Consider the following 23,951-nt stretch of genomic DNA (forward strand, 5'->3'; position numbering starts at 1 on the left):
GGGAGTAGGGAATAGCGCTACGTCGGGCAAAGTAGAGCAATTGCCTACTCGCGCCCTTGCCTTCTCTCCGCCTACTCCCCTATTCAGGCCGCAAACCGCTGCGCTTCTCCGCCATAATAATTGACGTAGCGGGCACCGATCTCCTTGACCGGCATCACCACGAACACGTCGACCGTCGAGAATTCACGGTCGATGACGCAACCGTCGCCGATGCGCGCGCCGACGCGCAGATAGCCCTTGACCAGCGGCGGCATCGCGGCGATCGCCGCCTTGGTATTGACGGCCTCGATCGGCATCAGATCCATCGAACAATAGCGCCCGGCGACGGCACGCACGTCCCATGATGAATTCGTCCGGCAGTGGTGGGCAAGGTAGGTCAGCGCCTCTGCATGTGCCGCCGGCACGGTGCCGTGGAACGACGCGCAGCCGGTCATCACGCCAATGCCGTAATGGTTGATATAGGCCCAGATGCCTTGCCACAGCGCCTCGATGGTGCGCTTCGAGCGGTATTCGGGCAGAACACAGGAGCGGCCGAGCTCGAGGAAGCGCTGGCCAGGATGCCGCGCGATCAGCTTGGTCAGTTCGAATTCGCCTTCGGAATAGAAGCCGCCGGCGGCCGCGGCAATCTCCTGCCGCAGCAGGCGGTAGGTGCCGACGATGCGGCGATGCTCGGGGCCGGAAAGCGAAGTATCGAAGACCAGGAGATGATCGCAGAGGGGATCGAAGCGATCGGCATCGCGGCGGTCCTGCATCTGGAACAGGTCCTTCCTGGCACCAAGCTCGTCGTAGAACACCCGGTAGCGCACTTCCTGCGCGGCAGCGATCTCGGCCTCGTTGCGGGCGAGCCGCACTTCGAGATTGCCGATGCGGCCGAGCGATGCGCCTTTTATGACGGCATCGGCGTTCCGGCCGACGAGCAAAGGCCCGCTGGCGTTCGGCCGAGCATCACATTCCGGCATGACTGTATGCACGAGTGATTCTCCTTCGAGCCATCCCTCTTGGCACGGGGATACGGTGTAGGTGCAACAGGATTGTGACAGTACCGTGATACGGCTCTGCGGGCAATACTTCGTCGGCTGGGCAATCTATCAACCGTCGATGTTGTGCCTCAGGCGGCCGCTTGCCCTTCGACCGCATGAACCAGGGCATCGGGGTCGAGCGGCTTGGTGACGAAGCCGCTGGCACCGTGAGCGAGCACGGCGTGGCGGGTCTTTTCCTGGCTGTCGGCCGACAGCACCATGATCGGCACCGGCGGCACCGCGGTCTCCTCCTCATGGCGGCGGATGGCGGCGATGGCGTCCAGGCCGTCCATGACAGGCATATGCAAGTCCATCAGCACCACGTCGTAACGGTGCTTGTGGCCGGTGCTGATGACCGCCTCGACGGCGGCCTTGCCGTTGCCGACCACTTTCACGCGATGCCCGGCCTTCAGCAGCGTGGCGCGGGCCAGCATGGCGTTGATGTCGTTGTCCTCGGCGATCAGCACCGACAGGCCGTGCTGGCGGGCGCCAATGGCGTGCCCCGTCTGCGCGCCGCGCCTTTGCAGTTGCGGCTCGGCGACGACCGGCGCGTGGCTGGTCAAAAGCACGCGCAGCAATGTCTCACCGCGCACCGGCCTCGCAAGGAAGGTGGCGTAACCATTGGCACGGAACTCGCCAAGCATGCCACGGTCGGTCGGTGCGATCAGCGTCACTGCCTCGCAATCGGCAAATCCGCTCTGGCGCAGGCGCCTGAGCAGCCTGCCGTCGCTTTGCTCCATGGCAGCATCGATCAGCAGCACGTCGCAGCTCTCGGCGAAAGGGGTGGCCTGGGCGGCGGCGGTGGCCAGATCGACCGTGCCGCCATTGGCGCGAATGGTGCGGGCGAGGGCTTCGGCCTCGACCAGGTTCTTCGACACGATCACGGCATGCCGGCCCGACAGCGCGTCCTGGCGGATCTGCGGCGCCTCGACGGCGGAAATAGCGGGAATCTCGAAGACGAATTCGGACCCCTGGCCAAGCCGGCTTGACACAGAGATAGTGCCGCCCATGGCGGTCACCAGGCGCTTGGAAATGGCGAGACCGAGGCCGGCACCGCCATGCGCACGGGTCGAGGTGCCGTCAGCCTGTTCGAAGTCCTCGAATATGCGCTCCATGTCCTCCTCGCGCAGACCGGGGCCGGTGTCGGTGATGGTGAAGCGGATGCGGTCGGTGGTTTCGGTGCGGACGCGGGCGATGCTTGCCAGGACGCCGCCGCTGTCGGTGAACTTGACGGCGTTGCCGATGAGATTGAGCAGCACCTGCCTGACCCTGCCGGGGTCGGCGGTGATCAGCTGCGGCACGTCGGGTTCGACATGACAGCCGAGGCCGATATCCTTGGCAAAAGCCCGCGCCGCCAAAAGCTCGATGACATTGTCGGCGATCTCGCGCACCGACATCGGCTGCGGTTCGGGATCGAAGCGGCCGGCCTCGATCTTGGAGTAGTCGAGCAGGTCCTCGATCAGCGCCAGCAGCGCGCTGGCCGAGGTCGAGATGGCGCCGACATAGGTCCGCTGCTCGGGCGAAAGGCTGGTGTCGGCGAGAAGCCGGGCCATGCCCATGATGCCGTTCATCGGCGTGCGGATCTCGTGGCTGACGGTGGCGAGGAAGCGCGATTTGGCCTGGCTCGCATATTCGGCCCGCTCGCGGGCGGTGATCAGCGAGGATTCGGCGCGCTTGCGAGCGGTGATGTCGCGGGCGATGGCGCGATGCGAAACGGCGCCGCTGTCCTTGTCGCGCACCGACAGCTCGATCCAAGAGAACCAGCGTGGGCCGTCCGGCGTGCGAATGGCGACGTCGGTGGAACTCAGGCATTCATGGTCGGAAAACGCGGCGTCGGGGACGATGCCGACATCGATGCCTAGTTCGGCCAGGGTCTTGCCGGCAAGGTCGCGCTGGTCGGTTTCGACAAGGTCGGCGAAAACCTTGTTGGCGTAGACAATGTGGCCGTCGCGGTCACGATGGACGACGAGATCGCCGAGTGCATCGATCAGCCCGCGAAAGCGCTCCTCGCTCTCCTGCATCTCCCACATGCGGTCGGCCAGCGTCTCTATTTCGGCGCGGCTGCGGGCGGTCGTGGCATCGAGCAGGGCCACCGCGCGGCGCTCGGTGCGCCTGTTGCGCAGATGCATGGCGAGCCCGGCGATGGCTGTCGCCAAAAGGCCGATAGTGATGAAGATCGGCGCCCCGGTCAGATGCGAAAAGGCTGCCAGCACGACGATGGCGACGAGCGTCAGGAAGGGCAGGCCTTCGCGGTTGGAGGCCGGCAGTTCCGGCGCCAGCGGTGGCGCGGCGACAAGCTGCCGTCCTGGCGCCGCGGGGGCCGTCCCGTCGGCCCGTTCGGCTGGTTCCGCCTCTCTGATGCCGGGTTCCGCAATCATACGGAACTCCTGCCAGACAGAGCTTATCGAAGCTTGTGGTTGATCGCTCGAATTTTAGCGGTCGCTCTCTTTTTTATCCTTGGGGGCTCACATGTCCACCACCACGCGGCCGCGGATCTTGCCCTCGACGATGTCATGCGCGGCGCCGATGATGCCGTCGAAGCCGATGCTCGTCGACAGGCTGGCAAGCTTTGCGTGGTCGAGATCGGCGCTGATGCGGCGCCAGGCCTCGAGTCGGACCGCCTTCGGCGCCATCACCGAATCGATGCCGAGCAGCGAGACGCCGCGCAGGATGAAGGGGGCGACGCTTGCCGGCAGGTCCATGCCGCCGGCGAGGCCGCAAGCGGCGACGGCGCCGCCATAGGAGGTCATCGACAGAACGTTGGCCAGCGTGTGACTGCCGACCGCATCGACGCCGCCGGCCCAGCGTTCCTTGGCGAGCGGTTTTGCGGGCTGGGTGAGCTCGTCGCGTGAAATCACTTCCGCGGCGCCAAGGTCAATCAGATAGGGGCTTTCGGCAGCACGGCCGGTCGAGGCAATGACGTGATAGCCGAGGCTGGACAGGATCGAGACCGCGACCGAGCCGACGCCACCGGCAGCGCCGGTCACCACCACCGGGCCGCGGTCGGGCACGATGCCGTGCCGCTCCAGCGCGATGACGCAAAGCATGGCGGTGTAGCCGGCGGTGCCGACCGCCATCGCATCATGCGGGCTCATGCCGTCCGGCAGCGGCACCAGCCAGTCGCCCTTGACGCGGGCGCGCCCTGCAAAGGCGCCGAAATGCGTCTCGCCGACGCCCCAGCCGTTCAATATGACCTTGTCACCCTTGCGCCAGCCAGGATTGGAAGACGAGATGACGGTGCCGGCGAAATCGATGCCCGGCACCAGCGGCCAGCGGCGGATCACCGGCGCCTTGCCGGTAATTGCAAGACCGTCCTTGTAGTTCACCGTCGTCGCCTCGACCGCGACGGTGACGTCGCCCTCCATCAGGTCTGCCTCGGCAAGCTCGGTCACCGCGACCGACTGGTTTTTCTCGGCGTCGCGCGAAACGAGGATGGCTTTGAAGGTTTCGGGCATTTTTTCTCCTCGGGCTTGCAGATCAGAATGTGCGGCGCCAGGCGAGTGAGGTCAATCGCTCGACGCTCCGCGCCGCCAGCCAATGAGTTCGTCGAAGACGACCAGCACCGCACCAACCGAAATGAAGGCGTCGGCGAGGTTGAAGATCGCGAAGGACCAGACCGGCGTATGGAACAGGACATAGTCGATGACATGACCGTAGATTGCGCGATCAATCAGGTTGCCGAGCGCGCCGCCGACGATCAGTGCGAAGCCGATGCGGGCAAGCAGGTGGCCGGGCGGCGTGCGGGCCGCAAGATAGAGCACGAAAGCGACCACCAGAACCGCGACGACCACCAGGCCGGTGTCGCCGAAGGACGAAAACAGCGAGAACGCGATGCCGGTGTTGTAGGTGCGGTACAGCGCCAGGAACGGAAGAAGGTCGAGCCGTTCCTGAAAGGCAAGACCGGTTTCGACTAGGTATTTCACCCACTGGTCGAGCGCTATCGCGGCGACGACCAGAAGAGCATACGGCCTCCAGGACTTCATGGTTTGCAGTTTCACGGTTTGAGATGTCACGATCTGGCGTCCTCCGGGCCGAGCTTCAGCGCGCCGCGCCGGATCTCGAACAGCATGACGCCGGTGGCCACCGCAAGGTTGAGCGAATCGGCGCGGCCGGCCTGCGGTATCCGCAGCAGTTTGTCGCAGCTTGCGGCAAGCTCGTCAGGCAGACCTTGCTGCTCGTTACCCATCATCAAAAGCACCGGGCCTTTTGAAAAATCGACCGAGCGGTAGTCGACCGCACCTTTCAGATGGGTGCCGGCGACGAGGCCGGGAAAGCTCGATCGCCAGGCGAGAAAAGCTTCGGGCGACGCCTTGGCGACCGGCACGGCGAAAATCGAGCCCATGGTGGCGCGCACCGTTTCGACCGAAAAGGGATCGGTGGTCTCGCCGACCAAGATGACGCCCCTGGCCCCGACAGCGTCGACCGTGCGGATGACGGTGCCGAGATTGCCGGGGTCGCGGACGCGGTCGAGCGCCACCCAGACGTCGCCGTCACGGGCGCGGATGTCCTTCAACGGCAGGAATTTCTGCGAGAACACGCCGACGACCATCTGCGGATTGTCGCGGCGGGTGATGGCGACGAGCACTTTTTCCGAAACTTCAAGGACGGTGCCGCCGGCGGCGACCGTGCGCGCCGCGATCTTTTCAACCGCCGTATTGCCACGTCCGGCCTTGGCGAAGACCAATGTCCTGATCGACCAGCCGAGATCGAGCGCGTCGATGACCAGCTTCAGGCCTTCGGCCATGAAGGCATTCTGCTGGTCACGGAATTTCTTCAGCGCGAGCGCCTTGATGTCCTTGACCAGCGGGTTGGCGAGGCTGGTGACTTCCTTCACCTGCCCTGGCGCGCCCGCGTGCCGTTCGTACGCACTCATTCAGGCCACCCAGCGTGAGAACAGCGAGGTCGAAAGCGCCCGACCGGCAGACTTCTCGCGGATGATCAATTCACCCGACTCGACCGTGCCGCCCATGCCGGCGAAGGTGTCGCGCATCAGGGCATGGATGGCGAAAAAAGAGGCGCGGATCGAATAGGCGGTCAGTACCACGGCGAGCGGCTTCGGCGTCAGGATCGCGCGGCAGATATCGGTCAGCGCCGGCAGGTCCTCGAACAGCTGCCAGACCTCGCCCTTCGGTCCGCGGCCATAGGCGGGCGGGTCGAACAGGATGATGTCGTAGCGGCTGCCGCGGCGCTCCTCGCGCTCGGCGAATTTCACGGCATCGTCGACGATCCAGCGGATCGGCTTTTGCGACAAGCCCGCCATTTCCTGGTTTTCGCGCGCCCAGCCGATCGCCTTCTTGGAAGCATCGACGTGGGTGACCTCGGCGCCGGCACGCGCCGCCACCAAGGAGGCAAGGCCGGTGTAACCGAACAGGTTCAACACCTTCACCGGCCGTTTTGCCGCCGCGATCAGTCCGGCCATGTGGTCCCAGTGCGAGGCCTGCTCGGGAAAGACGCCGACATGGCGAAACGAAGTGAAGCGGCCGAGATAATCTATGCCGTCATGCTTCATCGGCCAGGTTTCGCCGAGCGGCGTCTTGGGGAAGCGCCAGCGGCCGATGCCTTCCTCGTCGGTATCGCCGGTGAAAATGGCGTCGGCGCGCTCCCAGTCCCTGGCCGGCAAAGCCTTTTGCCAGATCGCCTGGCCCTCCGGCCGAACGATGCGGTAGGGGCCGTATTGCTCGAGTTTTTCTCCGGCGCCGCTGTCGAGCAACGCGTAGTCCTGATTGGGGCCGACCTCGAGGATCAGCGGCAGATGTTCGGCAGGCAGCACGCCATCGCGACGGGATAGAGGGCGCGGCGCGGCTTTCGGCTCGGACCGGTCCTGCAGTTTAGGCTCCGAACCGGCGGTCAGGCCGGCGTAGCGCCGCCGCGGCTGCTCCGCCCCGCCCTTCGGGGGCGGGCGGCTGTCGCGGCGTTTGTCGCGAAAAGGTTTCAAGAAGGCGCATCTCCGGACGGCGGCTCGCCGCTTCTGCCACAGCACATTGACCGGCGCAACAAAAGGGCTGCCGACGTGTGCAACCGGATCAGCCGCGCCTGATCGCCAGCAGGCCGACTGCGAGCGCTATGAAACCAACGGCCTTGAAGCCGGTGACGACCATATGGCCGGTTTCCCAACTGCTCCGGATACTTTCGAAATTGTCCGGGATCGGTCCAGGCACCCAGGTGGCCAGGACATCGTTTGCCGGTTTGATCAGGGTAAACCACGCCACGAGGGCCATCAGATAAAGCACGGTGGCGGCCAAAATCCACCAGAATGCCGGGCGGTCGCTGCGCAGCATCCAGGCGAGAAGCCCCGGACAGGCGATCGCGGCCACGTCCAGCGGTGCGCCGACAACCGCGAAGAATTGGAACTCAGCGTTGAAGACAGTGGTTTCACGCCAGAGCGAAGGCGGCCAACTGGTCAGCCGCGGCACCGATTCCAGCACATGGGCGAAGGATGGTCCGAGGCTGAGCGCAGCGACGATGGCGGTCAAAACCGACCAGAACAACAGGAACCCGCGCATATCCATAGTGGCCAGACAACGGCGTCAGGACGCAGACGTTCCCGTCCGCCACCCATGTCGCTTGCCGCCGAAAGCGCTGGGGCTCTATCGTGATTGAAACCAGGTCATGATTCATGTCCCGTGCTGAACGCCTGCTCGACCTGATCCAGATCCTGCGCCGGCATCGCCGGCCGGTCAGCGGCCGCAGCCTTGCGGGCGAAATGGGTGTGTCGATCCGCACGCTCTATCGCGATATCGCCACGCTGCAGGGGCAGGGCGCGCCGATCGAGGGTGAGGCGGGGTTGGGTTACGTGCTCAGGCCCGGTTTCATGCTGCCGCCCTTGATGTTCACCGATGAGGAGATCGAGGCGATCGTGCTCGGTTCGCGCTGGGTGGCCAAGCAGCCGGACTGGCGGCTTGCGAACGCCGCCACCGACGCGCTGGCCAAGATCGCGGCGGTGCTGCCGGACGATTTGCGCGAAGAGCTCGACGCCTCGACGCTGCTGGTCGGGTCGCGCACCGAGGTCACCGAAGGCATCGATCTCGGCGTGGTGCGGCAGGCCATCCGCGAGGAGCGTAAGCTGAGCTTTGTCTATCGCGACGCCGGCGGCGCTGCCTCCGAGCGCACCGTCTGGCCGTTCGCACTCGGCTTCTTCGACAAGGTGCGCGTCGTCGCGGCCTGGTGCGAGATGCGCCAGGATTTCAGGCACTTTCGCGCCGACCGGATATCCGGCCTCAATGCCACCGAGATGCGCTATCCGCGCCGCCGTCAGGTGCTGCTCAAAGAATGGCGGGCGACGCTCGACACGCCAAGCTAAGGCTGCTGCTCAGTTGAGACTGCTGCCAGAATCTGGCAGTGGCGTACGGTATGCTCCTCCAGTCGAAACGATCTGGAGAGCAATTCATGACACCGCCCAATTTCGTCATCCTCTATGTCGACAAGCCTGAGCAAAGCGGCGCCTTCTATAGCGCGCTGCTTGGGCGGCAGCCGGTCGAGACCTCGCCGACCTTCGTGCTGTTCGTGCTCGACAACGGCTTCAAGCTCGGCCTCTGGTCGCGTCACACCGTGGAACCGGCCGCCGCGGCAGCAGGCGGTGGCGCCGAGATCGTCTTTGCGCTGGACACGCCGGAGGCGGTCGATGCCACCTACACCGATTGGGCCGGACGGGGTCTGAAAATCCTGCAGAGCCCGACCGACATGGATTTCGGCCGGACCTTCGTCGCGCTCGATCCCGACAATCATCGGCTGCGGGTTTATTGGCAAAGGGAGTAAGGCAGTAGGGCAGTAGGGGAGTACGTGACAGGAAATATAGCTGGCGCGGCGCCGCACGATCAGTGCGGTTTCCTACTGCCCTACTGCCCTACTGCCCTACGCTTGCGCGATACACGCCAATGCCGGCGGCGAGGTCCTCGAGGGCTGCGCCGACCGACTTGAACAGCGTGATCTCGTCGTCGTTCTGCCGGCCTTTTTTCTGGCCGCGCGTGAGTTCATAAAGGTCGGCGACGATGGCTTCCGGCTTCAACACGCCGGAGGCCAGCGGCTGGACGATGTCACCGGCTTCCTTGGTGGCGCCGGCGCGGGTGTCGACATAGACGCGGGCCCGCGCAACCGTGTCGTCGTCGCTTTCGCGCATCGCCGGAGTGAAGCCGCCGACGAGGTCGACATGCGTTCCGGGTCGCAACAAGGCGCCCTTGACCAGCGGTTCGGTGGTGATGGTCGCCGAGGAAATGATGTCGGCCTGGCCGAGTTCGGCGTCGAGATCGCCTGCGGCTTCGGCCGCAAAACCTTCCGCACGCAATCTTGCAGCGACCTTTTCGGCATTGGCCGGCGTGCGGTTCCAGATGCGGATGCTGGTGATCGGCCGCACAGCCGAATGCGCCTTCGCCAGGAACGGCGACAGCGCGCCGGCGCCTACCACGAGCAGCCGCGAGGCGTCCTCGCGGGCCAGGTAGGAGGCGGCCAGCGCCGAGGCGCAGGCCGTGCGCCACTGCGTCAGCCGCTGGCCGTCGATCATGGCCTGCGGCTCGCCGGTGGTGCCGTCGAGCAAGAGGTAAAGGCCCATCACCGCGGGTTTGCCGACAGCGTTGTTGTCGGGCGACACGGTGACGATCTTGATGCCGATGTGACCGCCGGCGGAGGTGCCAGCCGTGTTGAAGTCGGTCCAGGCCGGCATCAAAAGCAGCGTTGAAGCGGCGCCGTCGGGCCGCTCTATCGTATGATGGTGCCTCACCGGCTGTACGGCGCCGTCGCGAAAGGCGGCGCGGAGCGTCTCGATCAGGCCGGGAAAGGTCAGCGCGCTGTCGACCTCGGCGGCCGAAATGGTCAGCATGAAAGGCTCCGCGAAAGATATGTCAAAGACGCTTCAGTTTGTCGGCTTCGGCAAAGCCGGGCCCCGAGGCGCGGCAGGCGCGCGGCTTACCGCCTGGCGCAGATTCTCGGCCTCGGCACCGCGCTGGCGCGCCAGCTTGCGATAGCGCCCCTGCTTGATCCAGGTCGCCAGGCTGCCGACGATCATGCCGATGGCAAGGGCAAGGAACAGGAATATGAACAGCGGCAAGGTCAGCGTCAGCGCCGGGTTGCCCGGATTGAACGGGTCGAGCGTGAAGGCGACCGGTTCGCGGTTGGCAACGGCCAGCGCGATCAGGATGATGGCCAGCGGCACGAAGACCACGATGAGGATTAAGCGATTGAACATGTTTTTCCGTAGGGACTGCTATCGGAGCGGGACGGCGGGCGCGGCGCCTACTTGCCTCCGTTCAGCCTTTCACGCAATTCCTTGCCGGTCTTGAAGAACGGTACCCATTTCTCCTCGACCTCTACGGATTCGCCGGTGCGCGGGTTGCGGCCGGTGCGGGCAGGGCGATTTTTCACCGAAAACGCGCCGAAGCCGCGCAACTCGACCCGGTTGCCCTCGGCAAGCGCGTCGGTGATTTCATCGAAGATGGCGCTGACAATGTTTTCGACGTCGCGCAGGAAAAGATGCGGATTACGCGTGGCGATGATCTGCACAAGTTCGGATTTGATCATGAAAAGGCTCCCCGTAAAAGCAGTGCCGCCGAAATTATCAGAATGATTTTATTTGGTTTTTCACTCGTCCCAAGCGGTTCCTCAAGGGTGCCAGACGGAAACGAGACCGTCAAGAAACAAGCGGTCCGCTCCAATTTCGTGAAGGACGTCGCCGTCATGGCCGGCCAGGCCAAGCGCAGCACCGACGGTCTGCGCCATCGCTTTGGAGAACAGGAAACCGCCGCGTTTTTCCGTGTCCTTCCATTCCACCACCTTGAGCTTGGCATCGACACCCTTGCCTGCAAGCCAGTCGATTGCTTCGGCCTCGCCGCCGACCGCGTCGATCAATCTGTTGGTGACCGCCTGCCGGCCGGTGAAGATCGACCCGTCTGCGAGCGCCAGCACCTCCGGCTTGGTCATGTTGCGGCGCTCGGCGACGATGCCGACGAACCAGTCGTAGCTGTCGAGGATGAGCTTGCGGACCATGGCGCGCTCATCGTCATTGGTCGGCTTGAAGGGAGAAGGCGATGCCTTCAAGGGCGAGGATTTCACCTCCTCCAGCTTGACGCCGAGCTTGTCCATGAGGCCGCTGACATCCGGGTACTGGATCAGCACGCCGATCGAGCCGACGATCGAGGATTTGCGTGCGACAATATGGTCGGCCGCGGTGGCGATCATATAGCCCGCCGAAGCCGCGAGCGTGCCGACCTCGGCCACCACCGGCTTTTCGGCGGCAAGCTTGCGCACTGCCTCATAGATCGATTCGCCACCGACGGTGGTGCCGCCGGGTGAATCGATCGACAGGATCACAGCCTTGACGCGCGGCGACTGACGGATTGCCTCCAGCCGCTTGATCAGTTCTTCGTCTTCGGTGATGGTACCTTCGATCTTGACCTTGGCGATGTGGTCGACAGCCGCGCCGGTGAAGTCGTCACCATAGATCCATGCCGAGAAGGCGATCAGTCCGGCTGCTGCGACGATAATCGCCGCAACACGCCAGAATGTCAGCTTGCGGCGCAAGCGGCGGCGGTCGATCAGGTCGTCGGCTCTCAATACCATGGTCAGCCTCGTAGTCGGTGGGAGCAGATGCTTTTAAAGCAACCATTCGCGCCCGGCTACCGTTTCCTGACGGCCTTGCGCCAAAGGCCGTTAGGCATTCGCGGCAAGCCTCAACCTGTCACGTTCCACAGGCTCTAACACTGTGCGCCCATATCTGGTATGAGGTACAGGCTGCGCTGGGGCCATTTTCATTGTACAGGGGCGGCTGTCACATTTTTGCGGTTTTCCTCGGCTTGTGCTTGCTTGAGGGCGCCGGCACCCCACCTATAGGGCGGCCTGGCGGGCAGGGGTTTAGAAGAAGCAGTCATGTTAGCGGGACCAATCGAACCGACCAACACCGAGACGGAGTTGGCTCCCAAGGCCGCAGGCCGGGCGCGGGTCGACGCGTTTGACGTTGCGCAGCGTCATTCGCGCCGGGTCCGTGTCCTCAAGCTGGCCGTGCCGCTGGTCGCTGCCGTGATTGCGGTCGCGTTTCCCGTCTATTCCTATCTCATGGCTCCCGCTGCAATCGAGGTGCAGGCCGACGGCGGCGCCTTTGCCGATGGCAAGCTGGTGATGGCCAACCCCAAGCTCAACGGCTTCACCAAACAGAACCTGCCCTATTCGATGACAGCCCTGCGCGCCATACAGGATGTCAGCAAACAAGGCATCATCGATCTGGAGGGCATCAAGGCCAAGCTGCCGATTGCGACCGACAACACGGCCGCCATCGATGCCACGCACGGCACCTATGATCGCGACGGCAACACGCTCAGCCTGACCAGCGATGTGACCGTGTCGACCACGGATGGTGTGGTGGCAAAATTCAAATCAGTCTATCTCGACATGGGCGAAGGCACTATGAAGACAAGCGAGCCCGTCGATGTCAGCCGCGGCGGGTCGCGGATCAGGGCGGATTCGATGTCGGTCCAGGACAATGGCAAGGTCCTGGTTTTCGAGAACAAGGTGCGCGTCGACATCGATCCCGCCAGTTTGAAGGCGGCAGAGGCAAAGAGCGGAGAGACCAATGCGGTTCAGTAGTTCGGCACGGCGCCTCGCCGCGATTTCGGCGTTGACGCTCGGGTTGCCCTTGGGGCTGACCTTCGGGACGGCGCCGTCGCTGGCGCAATCCAGTGCCACCAGCCAAATGTCCGGCCTCAGGCTGTCGGGCGACAAGCCTATCCAGATCGAAAGCGACAAGCTCGAGGTGCGCCAGGCGGAAAGCGTCGCCGTCTTCACCGGCAACGTCAACGTCGTCCAGGGTCCAACCGTGCTCAAGGCCGGCAAAATGACGGTCTATTACGTCAGGGATGCAGGCGCCGCTAAAGGCGCCCAGCCCGCGGGTGCCGCGGCGATGACCGGATCCGCCAACATCGACCATCTCGAGGTCGACGATAAGGTCTACATCAAATCGGACAATCAGGTTGCCACCGGCGACCGCGGCACCTTCGACATGAAGACCGAAGTGCTGGTGCTTTCGGGCAGCAAGGTCGTGCTCTCGCAAGGCGATAACGTGCTTGTCGGCTGCAAGCTTACCGTGCAGATGAAGAGCGGCCTTGCCCAGGTCGACGCTTGCGGCGGCCGCGTCATGATGTCGATCACGCCGCCGGCGAAGTCTGGAGCAGCGAAACCCTGATGACCGGTATATCGTCGCTGCTGGCGCGTCTTCCAGGGCGCGCCGCCAGCAAACTTGCGGCACCGGCCAGGGTCACCGTCGAAGCGGCAAAGTTCAAGGGAACCTTGATCGCCAAGGGCCTGACCAAAAGCTACAAGGGCCGCAAAGTCGTCAGCGGCGTGACGCTGGGCGTGCGCGCCGGCGAGGCGGTTGGGCTGCTCGGCCCCAACGGCGCCGGCAAGACGACCTGTTTCTACATGGTAACCGGCCTGGTGCCGGTCGATGAAGGCACGATCGAAATCGACGGTTTCGACGTCACGTCGATGCCGATGTATCGCCGCGCCCGTCTCGGCATCGGCTATCTGCCGCAGGAAGCGTCGATTTTTCGCGGCCTGAATGTCGAGCAAAACATCCGGGCCGTGCTCGAGGTCGTCGAAAAGAGCCGCAAGGAGCGTGAGCGCCTGCTCGACGAATTGCTCGAGGAATTTCACATCAGCCATCTGCGCAAGGCTCCGTCGCTGTCGCTCTCCGGCGGTGAGCGGCGACGCCTCGAAATTGCCCGCGCCTTGGCAACCCGCCCCGCCTACATGCTGCTCGACGAACCTTTCGCCGGCATCGATCCGATCGCCGTCGCCGACATCCAGCAACTCGTGCGCCACTTGACGGCACGTGGCATCGGCGTTCTGATCACCGACCACAATGTCCGCGAGACACTTGGCCTGATCGACCGCGCCTACATCATCCATGCCGGCCAGGTGCTGACCCATGGTCGAGCCGACGAAGTGGTCGCAAATGCCGATGTGCGGCGGCTTTATCTCGGCGAGGGATTTACGCTCTAAGTGCGAAATTCCGGCTCGAGCGGGATTTCCGGCGTAGTCCAGCAGCTTTTTCTTCAATTTTCTGCCTGAAAACGTGCCGGCAGGCGAGTTTTGCCGCTCCTCGCCTTGACAAGCAAAAGCCGGGCCAGTTTCTATGCTGGCCTGGAAAATTCCTTCCAGCAGTGCGGGTGCGTAGACGGAGCGTTTGAAACCGAACCATGGCGTTGGCGGCAAAACTACAGCTACGACAGTCGCAGTCGCTGGTGATGACGCCGCAGCTGATGCAGTCGATCCGCCTGCTGCAGTTCACCCATCTCGAGTTGGAACGCTTCATCGACGACGAGATCGAACGCAATCCCCTGCTGGAACGCGCCGAACCGCAGGAGGACGCCGCCAGCGACCAGGCGCAGAAGGGCGACGCCGCATCGGAACCGGCTGCCGACGGCGACTGGTTCGAGGCGGAAACGGCGTGGAGCGCCGAGGCGATCTCGGAAAAGCTCGATACATCGCTGGAAAACCTGTTTCCCGATGATCCTGGTACGAGCGAGCGGCTCGGGCCCGACCTGACGGCACAATGGAAATCGGCGTCCGGCAACGGTTCCACCTCTTCCTCCGACGGCTTCGACGTCGCGGATATGGCGGCGGCGGCCATCACGCTGCGCGACCATGTCGGCGAGCAGGTGGCGCTCGCCTTTGCCGATCCGGCGGCGCGCCTGATCGCCGGCGAGCTTGCCGACGGCCTCGACGAGGCCGGCTACATGCGTGCCGACATGGCCGAGATCGCCGCCCGCCTCGGCACGGACGCCACGGCGGTGGCAAGGGTCCTGGCGGTCTGCCAGACATTCGAGCCCGCCGGCATATTCGCCCGCGACCTCGCCGAATGCCTGTTGCTGCAGCTGGCCGTGCGCGACCGGCTCGATCCGGCGATGAAGGCGCTGATCGCCAATCTCGAACTCCTGGCACGGCGCGATTTCCAGACGCTGAAGCGGATTTGCGGCGTCGACGAGGAGGATCTGCTCGACATGCTGGCCGAGATCCGGGCGCTCGACCCGCGGCCGGGAATGGCGTTTTCGCGCGGTGCCAGCGATGCGATCGTGGCCGACGTCGAGGTGCGCGCAGCCAATGACGGCAGCTGGACGGTCGAGCTCAATGCCGAGACGCTGCCGCGCGTGCTGGTCGATCACATCTATTTCGCCCAGGTCACGCCACATGCGAAAAACCAGGCGGAAAAGGATTTCCTCGCCGAATGCCTGCAGAACGCCAACTGGCTCACGCGCAGCCTCGACCAGCGGGCGAAGACCATTCTCAAGGTGGCCTCCGAGATCGTGCGCCAGCAGGACGCTTTTCTCGTCCACGGCGTGCGGCACCTGAAGCCGCTCAACCTGCGCACGGTGGCGGACGCCATCGGCATGCACGAATCAACGGTCAGCCGGGTCACGGCAAACAAATACATGCTGACGCCGCGCGGTGTGTTCGAGCTGCGCTATTTCTTCACCGCCTCGATCGCTTCGTCAGGTGGCGGCGATGCGCATTCGTCGGAAGCGGTGCGCGACCGCATAAAGCAGCTGATCGACGAGGAGAAAGCCATCGATGTGCTTTCCGACGATGCGATCGTGGACATGCTGCGGGAATGCGGCGTCGACATCGCCAGGCGCACGGTGGCCAAATACCGGGAAGGCATGAACATACCCTCTTCGGTGCAGCGGCGGCGCGAAAAACGCGCTTTGGCCAGCGCCGGCCGTTGATCTCCGGCGGAATTTCCACAGCTTTCGCCCTTCATTGACAAGCGGCGACGAAGTGGCTAGAAGCCCGCCCGCATGGGACGGGCTGGCGAGTGAATTTGAGTTCGCCGATGCCCGCACGAGAGATGGTCCGTCACGATGTAGGCCACGGGACGGCCAAGAAGGCGGCTTGTGATCAACCGGAAAGTTCGGATCTAAAATCGGCGCAAGTGACGCCGCAAAAGCTTGTGCGCGCGGACCACGAGTATAAACTCGGGACAGTTTGAAGCCTGAGCAAGGAAGGTCAGTTTTCAGATGACACTGCGCATATCGGGAAAACACATGGATATCGGCGATGCGTTCCGTACGCGCATCAACGACCGTGTCGGGGAAGTGATCGGGAAATATTTCGATCGGGGCTTTTCAGGGCAAATCGTCGTCGTCAAATCGGGGTCGCGCTACACGGCCGATTGCATGATCCGGCTGGACTCCGGTGCTTCGCTGCAGGCGACCGGCGATGCCCAGGATCCAACGCTTGCCTTCGATACTGCGGCGGACCGTCTGGAAACACGCCTCAGGCGCTACAAGCGCCGGCTGAAGTCGCACAATTCAGGCAATAGCAACGGCGAGGTCACCGACGTCGCCTATACGGTGATGGCGCCGCTTGCCGACGACGAGGAGGACATACCGGAGAATTTCGCGCCGGCCATCGTCGCCGAATCGACTATGACGCTGCGGACCATGTCGGTGGCGTCAGCAGTGATCGAACTCGACACCAAGGACAGCCCGGTCCTGGTCTTCCGCAATGCCGGAAACGACCATCTCAACATCGTCTATCGCCGGCCGGACGGGAATATTGGCTGGATCGACCCGTCCACGGCCAAGGTCGCGCAGGGGTAAAAACCAGCCGCACGCGAGCGTGGGGACTGGCGACGGCAGGCGAACAAGGGATTTCAAGCATGGATCTGAGCGATCTCGTCAGCGTTCCGGCAATCATGCCGGCGTTGAAGGCGAACTCCAAAAAGCAGCTGCTGCAATTGCTGTCCGAAAGGGCGGCGGCGATTTCCGGCATTCCGGAGCGAGAGGTGTTCGACACCATCCTGCAGCGCGAGCGGCTCGGCTCCACCGGCGTCGGCAACGGCATCGCCATTCCGCACGGCAAGCTGGCCGGGGTGAAGCGGATCGCCGGCGTTTTTGCCCGGCTGGAGACACCGGTGGACTTCGAGGCCCTCGATGATCAGCCGGTCGACCTGGTGTTTCTGCTTTTGGCTCCCGAAGGCGCCGGCGCCGACCACCTCAAGGCGCTGTCGCGCATTGCGCGGGTGCTGCGCGACGCCGACACGGTTGCCAAGATCAGGGGCACGCGCGACGCCGTAGCCATCCACGCGCTGCTGTCGGACACACAGGCCTCGCACGCCGCCTGAGGTTTTGATTAAATCCGTTGAAGTGCCGCCGTGAGCGGCCCTGTCCGTTTCCAACCAGATCTCTGCGCCGTATTTGTCAGTGGATAACGACGTTAGTGGATAGCGACCGGGGTCAGATCGTTTTCCAGCGCGCCAGCCAGTGCCCGGTCGCGAGCGTCCGAAAGCAGGATCGGCTGGCCATTGGCGGCAAACAGGGCCCACAGTTCCAGCCCGGGCGCGATTTCGCCGAGGCCCGGGAAACGGCCGCGCAGATCGTCGCTCGACACTTTCCTGAGATAGGCGACAGAACCTTCGCCGAGATGGGCGAATTCGCCGCTGGTCATGATGATATTTTCGTTAGTTCTGGTCATTTCAAGCCTCCTTGCCGCGAGATGCCGCTCAAGGCCATCCCGCATGAGAGCTATCGGCAAAAATCAGTCTTTCACCGATATGTTTATTTTTCGTACCAGCCGTTCGGATTCCGGCCGATCGAGATCGATCGACAGAAGGCCGTTCTTCAATTCCGCCGCAATCACCCGCATGCCGTCGGCCAGCACGAAACAGCGCTGAAACTGGCGCGCGGCGATGCCGCGGTGGAGGAATTCGCGCTCGGTGTCGTCGTTCTGACGGCCGCGCACGACCAACTGGTTCTCCTCCGTTGTGACATCGAGATCGCTTTCCGCGAAACCGGCGACGGCGAGCGTGATACGCAGCCTTTCGGTTTTACCGTCGGCACCGCTGAGGCGCTCGATGTTGTAGGGAGGATAGCTGTCACCGGACTTTGCCAACCGCTCCAGCGTCTTTTCCATGGAATCGAAACCGAGGAGAAGCGGGCTGGAAAAAGGCGTCATTCGGCTCATGTTACAGTGTCCTCTCAAGAGCGACATAAAGTGGAAAAACCCGGATGGCATTTTTCCCAATGGTCTTGATATGGTCCGCCGCCCGGCAGACTTCAAGCCGTCACACGTCCCGCCCAAAAAGACTTGCCAAAACAAGGAATTGAAATGCCCCAATCCCGCAGGATCATCATCGACACTGACCCCGGCCAGGACGATGCCGTCGCCATATTGCTGGCGCTGGGCAGCGCCGAGCTGGAGATCGTCGGCATCACCGCGGTGGCCGGCAACGTGCCGCTGAAACTTACCGAAAAAAACGCCCGCAAGATCTGCGAGCTGGCCGGCCGGCCGGACGTCAAGGTCTATGCAGGCGCCATCCGGCCGCTGGCGCGCGAACTCGTCACCGCCGAGGAAGTGCATGGCAAGACCGGCCTCAACGGGCCGCAACTGCCCGAACCAAAGATGAAACTGCAGGACGAGTATGCGGTTGATTTCATCGTTGAGACGCTGATGAACGAGGAGAGCGGCACGATCACGCTGTGCGCGCTCGGGCCGCTCACCAACGTTGCGCTGGCGCTGATCCGCGAGCCGAAAATCGCGCCGCGCATCAAGGAAATCGTGCTGATGGGCGGCGGCTTCTTCGAGGGCGGCAACGTCACGCCGACCGCCGAGTTCAACATCTATGTCGATCCGCATGCTGCCGATGTCGTGTTCAAATCCGGCATTCCGATCGTGATGATGCCGCTCGACGTCACCCACAAGGCGCTGACCACCGCCAAGCGTACGAAGGCCTTCCGCAAGCTCGGCACCAGGGTCGGCACGGCCACCGCGGACATGCTGGAATTCTTCGAACGTTTCGACGAGGAGAAATACGGTACCGACGGCGGCCCGCTGCACGATCCTTGCGTGATCGCGTATCTGCTGAAGCCGAAGCTGTTCAAGGGGCGCAACTGCAATGTCAGCGTGGAAACCGCCTCGGAGCTCACCATGGGCATGACGGTGATCGACTGGTGGGGGGTGACCAAGCGGCCGAAGAACGCCATGGTGATGCGCGACATCGACCATGATGCGTTTTTCGCGCTGTTGCTGGAAAGGCTGGGGCGGCTTTAGGGCCGTCTTTCATTCCCGAAGCAGACGATACGTTTCGGTGTCGTTCATGCGATGCTGTCGCTCGATCAAAACTTGCGAGCCGATGGCGCGCGGCGCGCGCGGGTCGCCATACACGAACACCAGGAGGTTACTTTCTTCGAGACGGATTCCATAGAGATAGCGGAATCCGTCACCGACCGCCCCTTCAGCATTGAGGACGTTAACCACCGTGCCTGTCACGCGCTCCACATCGACGACGGGGCTGCTCCGCCTTGCAATCAGTGCACCGATTGCCAAAATGCAGACGCCCACCACAAGGCTGGTGATAATGACGCCCCGGAGGTTTTCCCGCAGTATCAACAAGGTGAAGGCCAGCCGGGCTCTTGCCATGGTTCAATTTGCAAACCGGTAAAAGACGAAGCCATTGTCGCGCGTGACGCGCTCGATGCCTACGCGCGAGCCGATCAGATGCGGGAGGTCGTCGTAAACGAGGACCGTCGAACCGTTCTCAAGGACCAGCAGATATTGGATATTGCGCCCTTTACCCTGTCCACTTTCGATCGTTGCATCGACCGGGTCGACCGATCGGATCGGACTTGCGTCATTCGCCCACTTGTTCAGAGCCGACGGAACCATCGCCGCGAACAAAGCGATGAACAGGATCACGCCAAACGCGTTCCTTTTCAAATCCGCGTAAGTCCACGGCATAGACATGAATCCCCAACTGTCGATCCATGTGGTGGCCTGATGGCCGACTTTCAATCGGCCTTCCTATTCCAGGATGTTGCTGTTGGCGTCGCCGGGCTCGCGGCCGTTACTTCGCCTTGGAAAAGGCCAGCCACAGGCCGCCGCCGACCAGGAAGCTGCCGCTGATGCTCGACAAGAGCTTGATGCGGCCGGCCGACAGCAGGCGTCCGGCGCGGCCGGCGGCCAGCGCGTAGGTCGAATCCGAGACTGCGGCGAAGATCATCGCGGTGAGACCCATGACGCCGATCTGTAATGCGTAATTGCCTTCGGGAGCGATGAACTGCGGAAAGAAGGCGCCGAAGAACACTAGCGTCTTTGGATTGCTGATCGCCACCAGCAGGCCTTGCAGGAAGAAGCCGCCACGCGGCCTTTTTGCCGTTCCGTCGGCGTTCAGCTTGCCTTTCGAGCGGAACATCTGCACGCCCATCCAGATCAGGTAGGCGGCGCCGATCAGCCGGACCCACTCGAACCAGTGGCCCATGCCGGCGATCAGCGAAGTCAATCCGATGCCGACGATGGCGATCATGATGGCCAGCCCGGCCTGGGTGCCGGCGACATTGGCGAACCCGGCGCGCGAGCCGTGGCGGATGCTGTTGGCAATGATCAGCGTCACCGTCGGCCCCGGCACCAGGATGATGACGATGCAGGCGACGACATAGGTGGCGTAGAGTTCCAACGACATTTTTTCCCTCCACAGATGCCGCTCGTGCGGCGCGCTGTCGCGATCAATGCATGGCGATGAGTTGCGTGCAAGCCGGCGAGGCGCCGACAATGCGGAGTTGATTTCAGCAGGCGCCGGCCTGCCATGGCAGCGTTGTCTCATAGGCGGCAGCCGCCCTCAGCACGGAGAGGTCACCGCGCGGCCGCCCGATCAATTGCATGCCCATTGGCCTGCCCCTGGCGTCGAAGCCCGCCGGCACATTGATCGCCGGGCAGCCGCCCAGCGTGGCGAACGCTGAAACCTGCATCCAGCGATGATAGCTGTCCATGGCACGCCCGGCCACTTGCCTTGGCCAGTGGGTGACGACATCGAAGGGAAAGACCTGTGCGGCTGGCAGCGCAATCAGGTCGAAACGCTCGAAGAGCGATAGCAGCATTCGGTGCCAGGACGAGCGCCTCACCGTGGCGGCGTGGATCTGCGGCGCGGTGAGGCGCAGTGCATGTTCCACCTCCCACACGGCCTCCGGCTTCAGCAGGCTGCGTTTCGAGGGATCGTCGTAATGCGCCTTGAGCGCACAACCGCTGCTCGCCTGGCGAAGCGTTACAAAGGCTTGCCACAGCGCTTCGAAGTCGAATTTCGGCATCAGCGGCTCGGCCTCGAAGGATACATCCGCGAACCGGCCGAGTGCTGCCTCGCAAAGCTGTAGAATGCCTGCTTCAACCGGCAGATGGCCGTCGAGATCGCCGAGCCAGGCGATGCGCCCGCCGGCCGCCGGTGCGTCCAGCCCTTCGAGGAACGAGCCTGGCTTATCATGCGACAGCGGCGCGCGAGGATGATAGCCGGCCTGAACGTCGAGCAGCAACGCCATGTCACGCACGTTACGCCCCATCGGCCCTTCGACGCCCATTTGCGCAAGAAACACATCAAGGTCTGGGCCGGCCGGCACCAATCCCTGCGATGGACGGAAGCCATAGACATTGTTGTAGGCAGCGGGATTGCGCAGGGAACCGCCAAAATCGCTGCCATCGGCAACGGGAACCATGTCGAGCGCCAGCGCGACCGCCGCACCGCCGCTCGAGCCGCCGGCGGTCAGCGCCGGGTCAAATGCGTTGAGCGTCTGTCCGAACACGGTGTTGTAGGTGTTGGAGCCGAGCCCGAATTCGGGAACATTGGTCTTGCCGATGATGATCGCGCCGGCCTTGCGGACGCGCTCGACGAAGAAGTCGTCTTCCTCAGGCACAAAATCGGCGAAGATCGGCGAGCCGAAGGCGGTTCTCAGGCCTTTTGTCAGCGCAAGATCCTTGATCGCGATCGGCAGGCCGAACAGCGATCCGGTATCTCCACCTCGCGCCAGATGAGCGTCAGCGCTGTCGGCCTCGCGCAGGATGTCGGCACGCTCACGCAATGAAACGATAGCGTTGACCAGCGGGTTCACCGCCTCGATCCTGTCGAGGAATGCCGCGACCACTTCGCGCACCGAAAGCTGCCGGCGCCTGATCTTCCCGGCAAGCGCCACGGCAGACAGGCGGCAGATGTCGCCGGCGGGCGGCACCGCGTGCTTCGTCGTCGGGCGCATGGCTGTCATCCCGCTTTAGCCTGCAGATTTCTGCAGGGCGGCATCGACGTCCCTGGCCAGCGGGATGGCCGGCTGTGCACCGGCTTTCAGGCAGGCCAGCGAACCGGCTGCGGCAGCGCGGGCTAGCGCCTGGTCGAGCGGCAGGCCGGCTGCCAGCCCGGCTGCAAAATAGCCGCAGAACGTGTCGCCGGCACCGACCGTGTCGAGCGGGGTGATCTTCAGCGCCGGAACCATCAGGAGATCGTCCGGCGTTGCCGCCAGAACGCCGTCCGAGCCAAGCGTGACGACGATGGTGCGGCCGGTTCTCGCGGCATAGTCGCGCATCCGTGCCGGGCGGTCGCGGCCATTCAACGACAGCGCCTCGCCATAGAGGTCGAACTCGGTTTCGTTGGCGACGAGATAGTCGGCCTTGCCGAGGAAGCCGGACGCGTCGCCATGGAAAGGTGCGGTGTTGAGCACGGTGATCGCGGCGGCCGTGCTTGCCGCGTCGAGTGCTGCCTCGACGGTCTGCAGCGGGATCTCCAGTTGCAGCAGCACGACGTCGCCGTTTTTTACGAAAGCCTTGGAAAGGTCACCCGGCACGACCGAATCATTGGCGCCCGGCACAACGGCGATCACGTTCTCGCCGTCGGCGCCGACCATGATCAACGCGGTACCGGTCGAGGCAAAGGTCTCGCCGACGCCGGACAGGTCGATCTTGCCGTCGCGCAGCAGCGCCAGAGCGTCGCTGGCGAAGCTGTCCTTGCCGACCGCGCCGACCATGCGCACCTTGGCGCCGGCGCGGGCGGCGGCCAGCGCCTGGTTGGCGCCCTTGCCGCCGGGGGCAGTAGCGAAACCGGAGCCGCGCACGGTCTCGCCGGGACCGGGCAAGCGGTCGACACTGGCGATGAGATCGAGATTGATGGAGCCGATGACGACGATCAAGTAGTGCCTCCCGCTAGCGCATACCACTCTAATTGCGCGGGAAGCTACTCCGTAAGATCGCTGCTTGTCACCCTAGCGGTCCTTGCATCGCTCCAATCGTTCCATTCGTTGGCTATTCAAGAAGAGACCTGTCCCGCCTCCCAGCCGAGGATGGCGCGTTTGCGGGTCAGACCCCAATGGTAGCCGGTGAGTGCGCCGGACTTGCCGAGAGCCCGGTGGCACGGCACGACGAAGGACATCGGATTGGCACCGACCGCGGCACCGACAGCCCGGCTGGCACTCGGTGCGCCGATGCGCGCGGCGATCGAGGAATAGGTGCAGGCCTGGCCCATCGGAATGCGCAGCAAGGCCTCCCAGACACGGACCTGGAAGTCTGTGCCGATCATGACAACGCGCAGCGGCTGGTCGGCGCGCCACAGCGACGGATCGAAGATGCGCGCGGCATAGGGTGCCGTCGCCGCCATGTCCTCGACATAGGTCGCATTCGGCCAGCGGCTGGACATGTCGGCAAAGGCCGCACGCTCGCCGCCGGGGTCGTTGAAGGCGAGGCCGGCAAGGCCGCGGTCCGTCACCATGATCAGCGCGATGCCGAAAGGCGAGATATGATAGCCGTAGCGGATGGTGAGCCCTGCGCCGCGGGTCTTGTAATCGCCCGGCGACATCGCTTCGTGGGTGACGAACAGATCGTGCAGCCGGCCTGGGCCGGACATGCCGAGTTCGAACGAGGTTTCAAGCAGCGGCATGCCGGCATCGAGCAGCTTGCGCGCATGATCGAGGGTGACGGCCTGCAGAAAAGCCTTGGGCGACAGGCCGGCCCAGCGGGTGAACAGCTTCTGCAGCCCGGTCGGCGTCTCGCCGACCTCCTCGGCCAGCACTTCCAACGAAGGCTGGTCGCGATAGTCGAGGCTGATCTTTTCGATGGCACGACGGACGATTTCGTAGTCTCCACCTTCAGGCGTGATGTCTTTCTGAAGGATTGCTGTCGTTTTGAGAGGCATTTGGGCGTTCATGGCAG

General features: G+C 63.7%; 28 protein-coding genes. 9 read left to right on the forward strand and 19 right to left on the reverse strand.

The window, feature by feature from the left end; genetic code table 11:
* Positions 1–83: 83 nt before the first annotated feature.
* The 7 genes from olsB to NKH49_RS12685 all read right to left on the reverse strand — a co-directional run bounded on the left by olsB (position 84) and on the right by NKH49_RS12685 (position 7,528).
* Positions 84–959, reverse strand: a complete 876-nt coding sequence (gene olsB / locus NKH49_RS12655) for a l-ornithine N(alpha)-acyltransferase (protein WP_023675251.1) — start codon at positions 957–959, stop codon at positions 84–86.
* Between the two features lie 149 nt (positions 960–1,108).
* Positions 1,109–3,397, reverse strand: a complete 2,289-nt coding sequence (locus NKH49_RS12660) for a PAS domain-containing hybrid sensor histidine kinase/response regulator (protein WP_352926258.1) — start codon at positions 3,395–3,397, stop codon at positions 1,109–1,111.
* An 87-nt stretch (positions 3,398–3,484) separates the two neighbouring features.
* Complete coding sequence (gene acuI / locus NKH49_RS12665; RefSeq protein ID WP_352613056.1) at positions 3,485–4,474, reverse strand: acrylyl-CoA reductase (NADPH); 990 nt, start codon at positions 4,472–4,474, stop codon at positions 3,485–3,487.
* Positions 4,475–4,525: 51 nt separating this feature from the next.
* The gene (gene lspA, locus NKH49_RS12670; protein WP_352454178.1) at positions 4,526–5,002 is read right to left on the reverse strand and encodes a signal peptidase II; all 477 of its coding nucleotides are present in this window, start codon (positions 5,000–5,002) and stop codon (positions 4,526–4,528) included.
* A 26-nt stretch (positions 5,003–5,028) separates the two neighbouring features.
* Positions 5,029–5,892 (reverse strand): TrmH family RNA methyltransferase, encoded by an 864-nt coding sequence (locus tag NKH49_RS12675; RefSeq protein WP_352613054.1) that lies wholly within the window; start codon positions 5,890–5,892, stop codon positions 5,029–5,031.
* Entirely contained in the window at positions 5,893–6,954 is a 1,062-nt protein-coding gene (locus NKH49_RS12680) for an RsmD family RNA methyltransferase (RefSeq protein ID WP_352613052.1), read from the reverse strand. It abuts the gene before it with no gap.
* Positions 6,955–7,042: 88 nt separating this feature from the next.
* Positions 7,043–7,528 carry a DUF1772 domain-containing protein gene (locus NKH49_RS12685; RefSeq protein ID WP_352613050.1) on the reverse strand — a complete coding sequence of 162 codons (486 nt, stop codon included), beginning with the start codon at positions 7,526–7,528 and terminating at the stop codon, positions 7,043–7,045.
* Positions 7,529–7,635: 107 nt separating this feature from the next.
* On the opposite strand from NKH49_RS12685, the gene NKH49_RS12690 reads away from it, so the two are divergent.
* Both NKH49_RS12690 and NKH49_RS12695 read left to right on the forward strand, forming a co-directional pair.
* Positions 7,636–8,319: a helix-turn-helix transcriptional regulator gene (locus tag NKH49_RS12690; RefSeq protein WP_352468341.1), complete on the forward strand. Its 684-nt coding sequence runs from the start codon at positions 7,636–7,638 to the stop codon at positions 8,317–8,319.
* A gap of 86 nt (positions 8,320–8,405) precedes the next feature.
* Complete coding sequence (locus tag NKH49_RS12695; protein ID WP_352469426.1) at positions 8,406–8,774, forward strand: VOC family protein; 369 nt, start codon at positions 8,406–8,408, stop codon at positions 8,772–8,774.
* Between the two features lie 88 nt (positions 8,775–8,862).
* Here the strand turns inward: NKH49_RS12695 and lhpI are convergent, their stop codons facing one another.
* The 4 genes from lhpI to sppA all read right to left on the reverse strand — a co-directional run bounded on the left by lhpI (position 8,863) and on the right by sppA (position 11,567).
* Entirely contained in the window at positions 8,863–9,831 is a 969-nt protein-coding gene (gene lhpI / locus NKH49_RS12700) for a bifunctional Delta(1)-pyrroline-2-carboxylate/Delta(1)-piperideine-2-carboxylate reductase (protein ID WP_352502646.1), read from the reverse strand.
* A gap of 33 nt (positions 9,832–9,864) precedes the next feature.
* Positions 9,865–10,197 (reverse strand): LapA family protein, encoded by a 333-nt coding sequence (locus tag NKH49_RS12705; protein WP_352613047.1) that lies wholly within the window; start codon positions 10,195–10,197, stop codon positions 9,865–9,867.
* A gap of 47 nt (positions 10,198–10,244) precedes the next feature.
* Positions 10,245–10,529: an integration host factor subunit beta gene (locus NKH49_RS12710; protein WP_023675261.1), complete on the reverse strand. Its 285-nt coding sequence runs from the start codon at positions 10,527–10,529 to the stop codon at positions 10,245–10,247.
* Positions 10,530–10,610: 81 nt separating this feature from the next.
* Positions 10,611–11,567 carry a signal peptide peptidase SppA gene (sppA, locus tag NKH49_RS12715; RefSeq protein ID WP_352502648.1) on the reverse strand — a complete coding sequence of 319 codons (957 nt, stop codon included), beginning with the start codon at positions 11,565–11,567 and terminating at the stop codon, positions 10,611–10,613.
* Between the two features lie 306 nt (positions 11,568–11,873).
* Here sppA and lptC point away from each other — a divergent pair, with 306 nt between their 5' ends.
* The 6 genes from lptC (at position 11,874) to ptsN (ending at position 17,124) form a co-directional block, all read left to right on the forward strand.
* Positions 11,874–12,587: an LPS export ABC transporter periplasmic protein LptC gene (gene lptC, locus NKH49_RS12720; protein ID WP_352502649.1), complete on the forward strand. Its 714-nt coding sequence runs from the start codon at positions 11,874–11,876 to the stop codon at positions 12,585–12,587.
* Positions 12,574–13,182 (forward strand): LptA/OstA family protein, encoded by a 609-nt coding sequence (locus tag NKH49_RS12725; protein ID WP_292664963.1) that lies wholly within the window; start codon positions 12,574–12,576, stop codon positions 13,180–13,182. Before lptC ends, NKH49_RS12725 begins: the two co-directional genes overlap by 14 nt.
* Positions 13,182–14,000, forward strand: a complete 819-nt coding sequence (gene lptB / locus NKH49_RS12730) for an LPS export ABC transporter ATP-binding protein (RefSeq protein WP_292664962.1) — start codon at positions 13,182–13,184, stop codon at positions 13,998–14,000. Before NKH49_RS12725 ends, lptB begins: the two co-directional genes overlap by 1 nt.
* Positions 14,001–14,197: 197 nt before the next feature.
* Entirely contained in the window at positions 14,198–15,724 is a 1,527-nt protein-coding gene (gene rpoN, locus NKH49_RS12735) for an RNA polymerase factor sigma-54 (protein ID WP_352926261.1), read from the forward strand.
* Positions 15,725–16,015: 291 nt separating this feature from the next.
* Positions 16,016–16,600 (forward strand): ribosome hibernation-promoting factor, HPF/YfiA family, encoded by a 585-nt coding sequence (gene hpf / locus NKH49_RS12740; protein ID WP_352613042.1) that lies wholly within the window; start codon positions 16,016–16,018, stop codon positions 16,598–16,600.
* A 59-nt stretch (positions 16,601–16,659) separates the two neighbouring features.
* Complete coding sequence (gene ptsN / locus NKH49_RS12745) at positions 16,660–17,124, forward strand: PTS IIA-like nitrogen regulatory protein PtsN (protein ID WP_023675268.1); 465 nt, start codon at positions 16,660–16,662, stop codon at positions 17,122–17,124.
* A gap of 92 nt (positions 17,125–17,216) precedes the next feature.
* Here the strand turns inward: ptsN and NKH49_RS12750 are convergent, their stop codons facing one another.
* On the reverse strand, positions 17,217–17,474 hold the full coding sequence (locus NKH49_RS12750) for a BQ00720 family protein (RefSeq protein ID WP_023675269.1): 258 nt from the start codon (positions 17,472–17,474) through the stop codon (positions 17,217–17,219).
* Between the two features lie 63 nt (positions 17,475–17,537).
* Entirely contained in the window at positions 17,538–17,963 is a 426-nt protein-coding gene (locus NKH49_RS12755; RefSeq protein ID WP_023675270.1) for an Hsp20 family protein, read from the reverse strand.
* Between the two features lie 144 nt (positions 17,964–18,107).
* On the opposite strand from NKH49_RS12755, the gene NKH49_RS12760 reads away from it, so the two are divergent.
* Positions 18,108–19,049, forward strand: a complete 942-nt coding sequence (locus NKH49_RS12760; protein WP_352469434.1) for a nucleoside hydrolase — start codon at positions 18,108–18,110, stop codon at positions 19,047–19,049.
* A 9-nt stretch (positions 19,050–19,058) separates the two neighbouring features.
* On the opposite strand, the gene NKH49_RS12765 is transcribed toward NKH49_RS12760, so the two are convergent.
* The 6 genes from NKH49_RS12765 to NKH49_RS12790 form a co-directional block, all read right to left on the reverse strand.
* Positions 19,059–19,418 carry a hypothetical protein gene (locus NKH49_RS12765; protein WP_352613039.1) on the reverse strand — a complete coding sequence of 120 codons (360 nt, stop codon included), beginning with the start codon at positions 19,416–19,418 and terminating at the stop codon, positions 19,059–19,061.
* 3 nt (positions 19,419–19,421) lie between these two features.
* Positions 19,422–19,790, reverse strand: a complete 369-nt coding sequence (locus tag NKH49_RS12770; RefSeq protein WP_352613037.1) for a hypothetical protein — start codon at positions 19,788–19,790, stop codon at positions 19,422–19,424.
* A gap of 52 nt (positions 19,791–19,842) precedes the next feature.
* Positions 19,843–20,457, reverse strand: a complete 615-nt coding sequence (locus tag NKH49_RS12775; RefSeq protein ID WP_352613035.1) for a LysE family translocator — start codon at positions 20,455–20,457, stop codon at positions 19,843–19,845.
* Positions 20,458–20,560: 103 nt separating this feature from the next.
* A complete protein-coding gene (locus NKH49_RS12780; RefSeq protein WP_352613033.1) occupies positions 20,561–22,021 on the reverse strand; it encodes an amidase in 1,461 nt (486 codons plus the stop codon).
* 6 nt (positions 22,022–22,027) lie between these two features.
* The gene (locus NKH49_RS12785; protein WP_352926264.1) at positions 22,028–22,936 is read right to left on the reverse strand and encodes a ribokinase; all 909 of its coding nucleotides are present in this window, start codon (positions 22,934–22,936) and stop codon (positions 22,028–22,030) included.
* 116 nt (positions 22,937–23,052) lie between these two features.
* On the reverse strand, positions 23,053–23,946 hold the full coding sequence (locus tag NKH49_RS12790; protein ID WP_352453988.1) for a methylated-DNA--[protein]-cysteine S-methyltransferase: 894 nt from the start codon (positions 23,944–23,946) through the stop codon (positions 23,053–23,055).
* Positions 23,947–23,951 lie beyond the last annotated feature (5 nt).

It is taken from the genome of Mesorhizobium sp. M1088 (assembly GCF_040318575.1).
Lineage (GTDB): Bacteria > Pseudomonadota > Alphaproteobacteria > Rhizobiales > Rhizobiaceae > Mesorhizobium.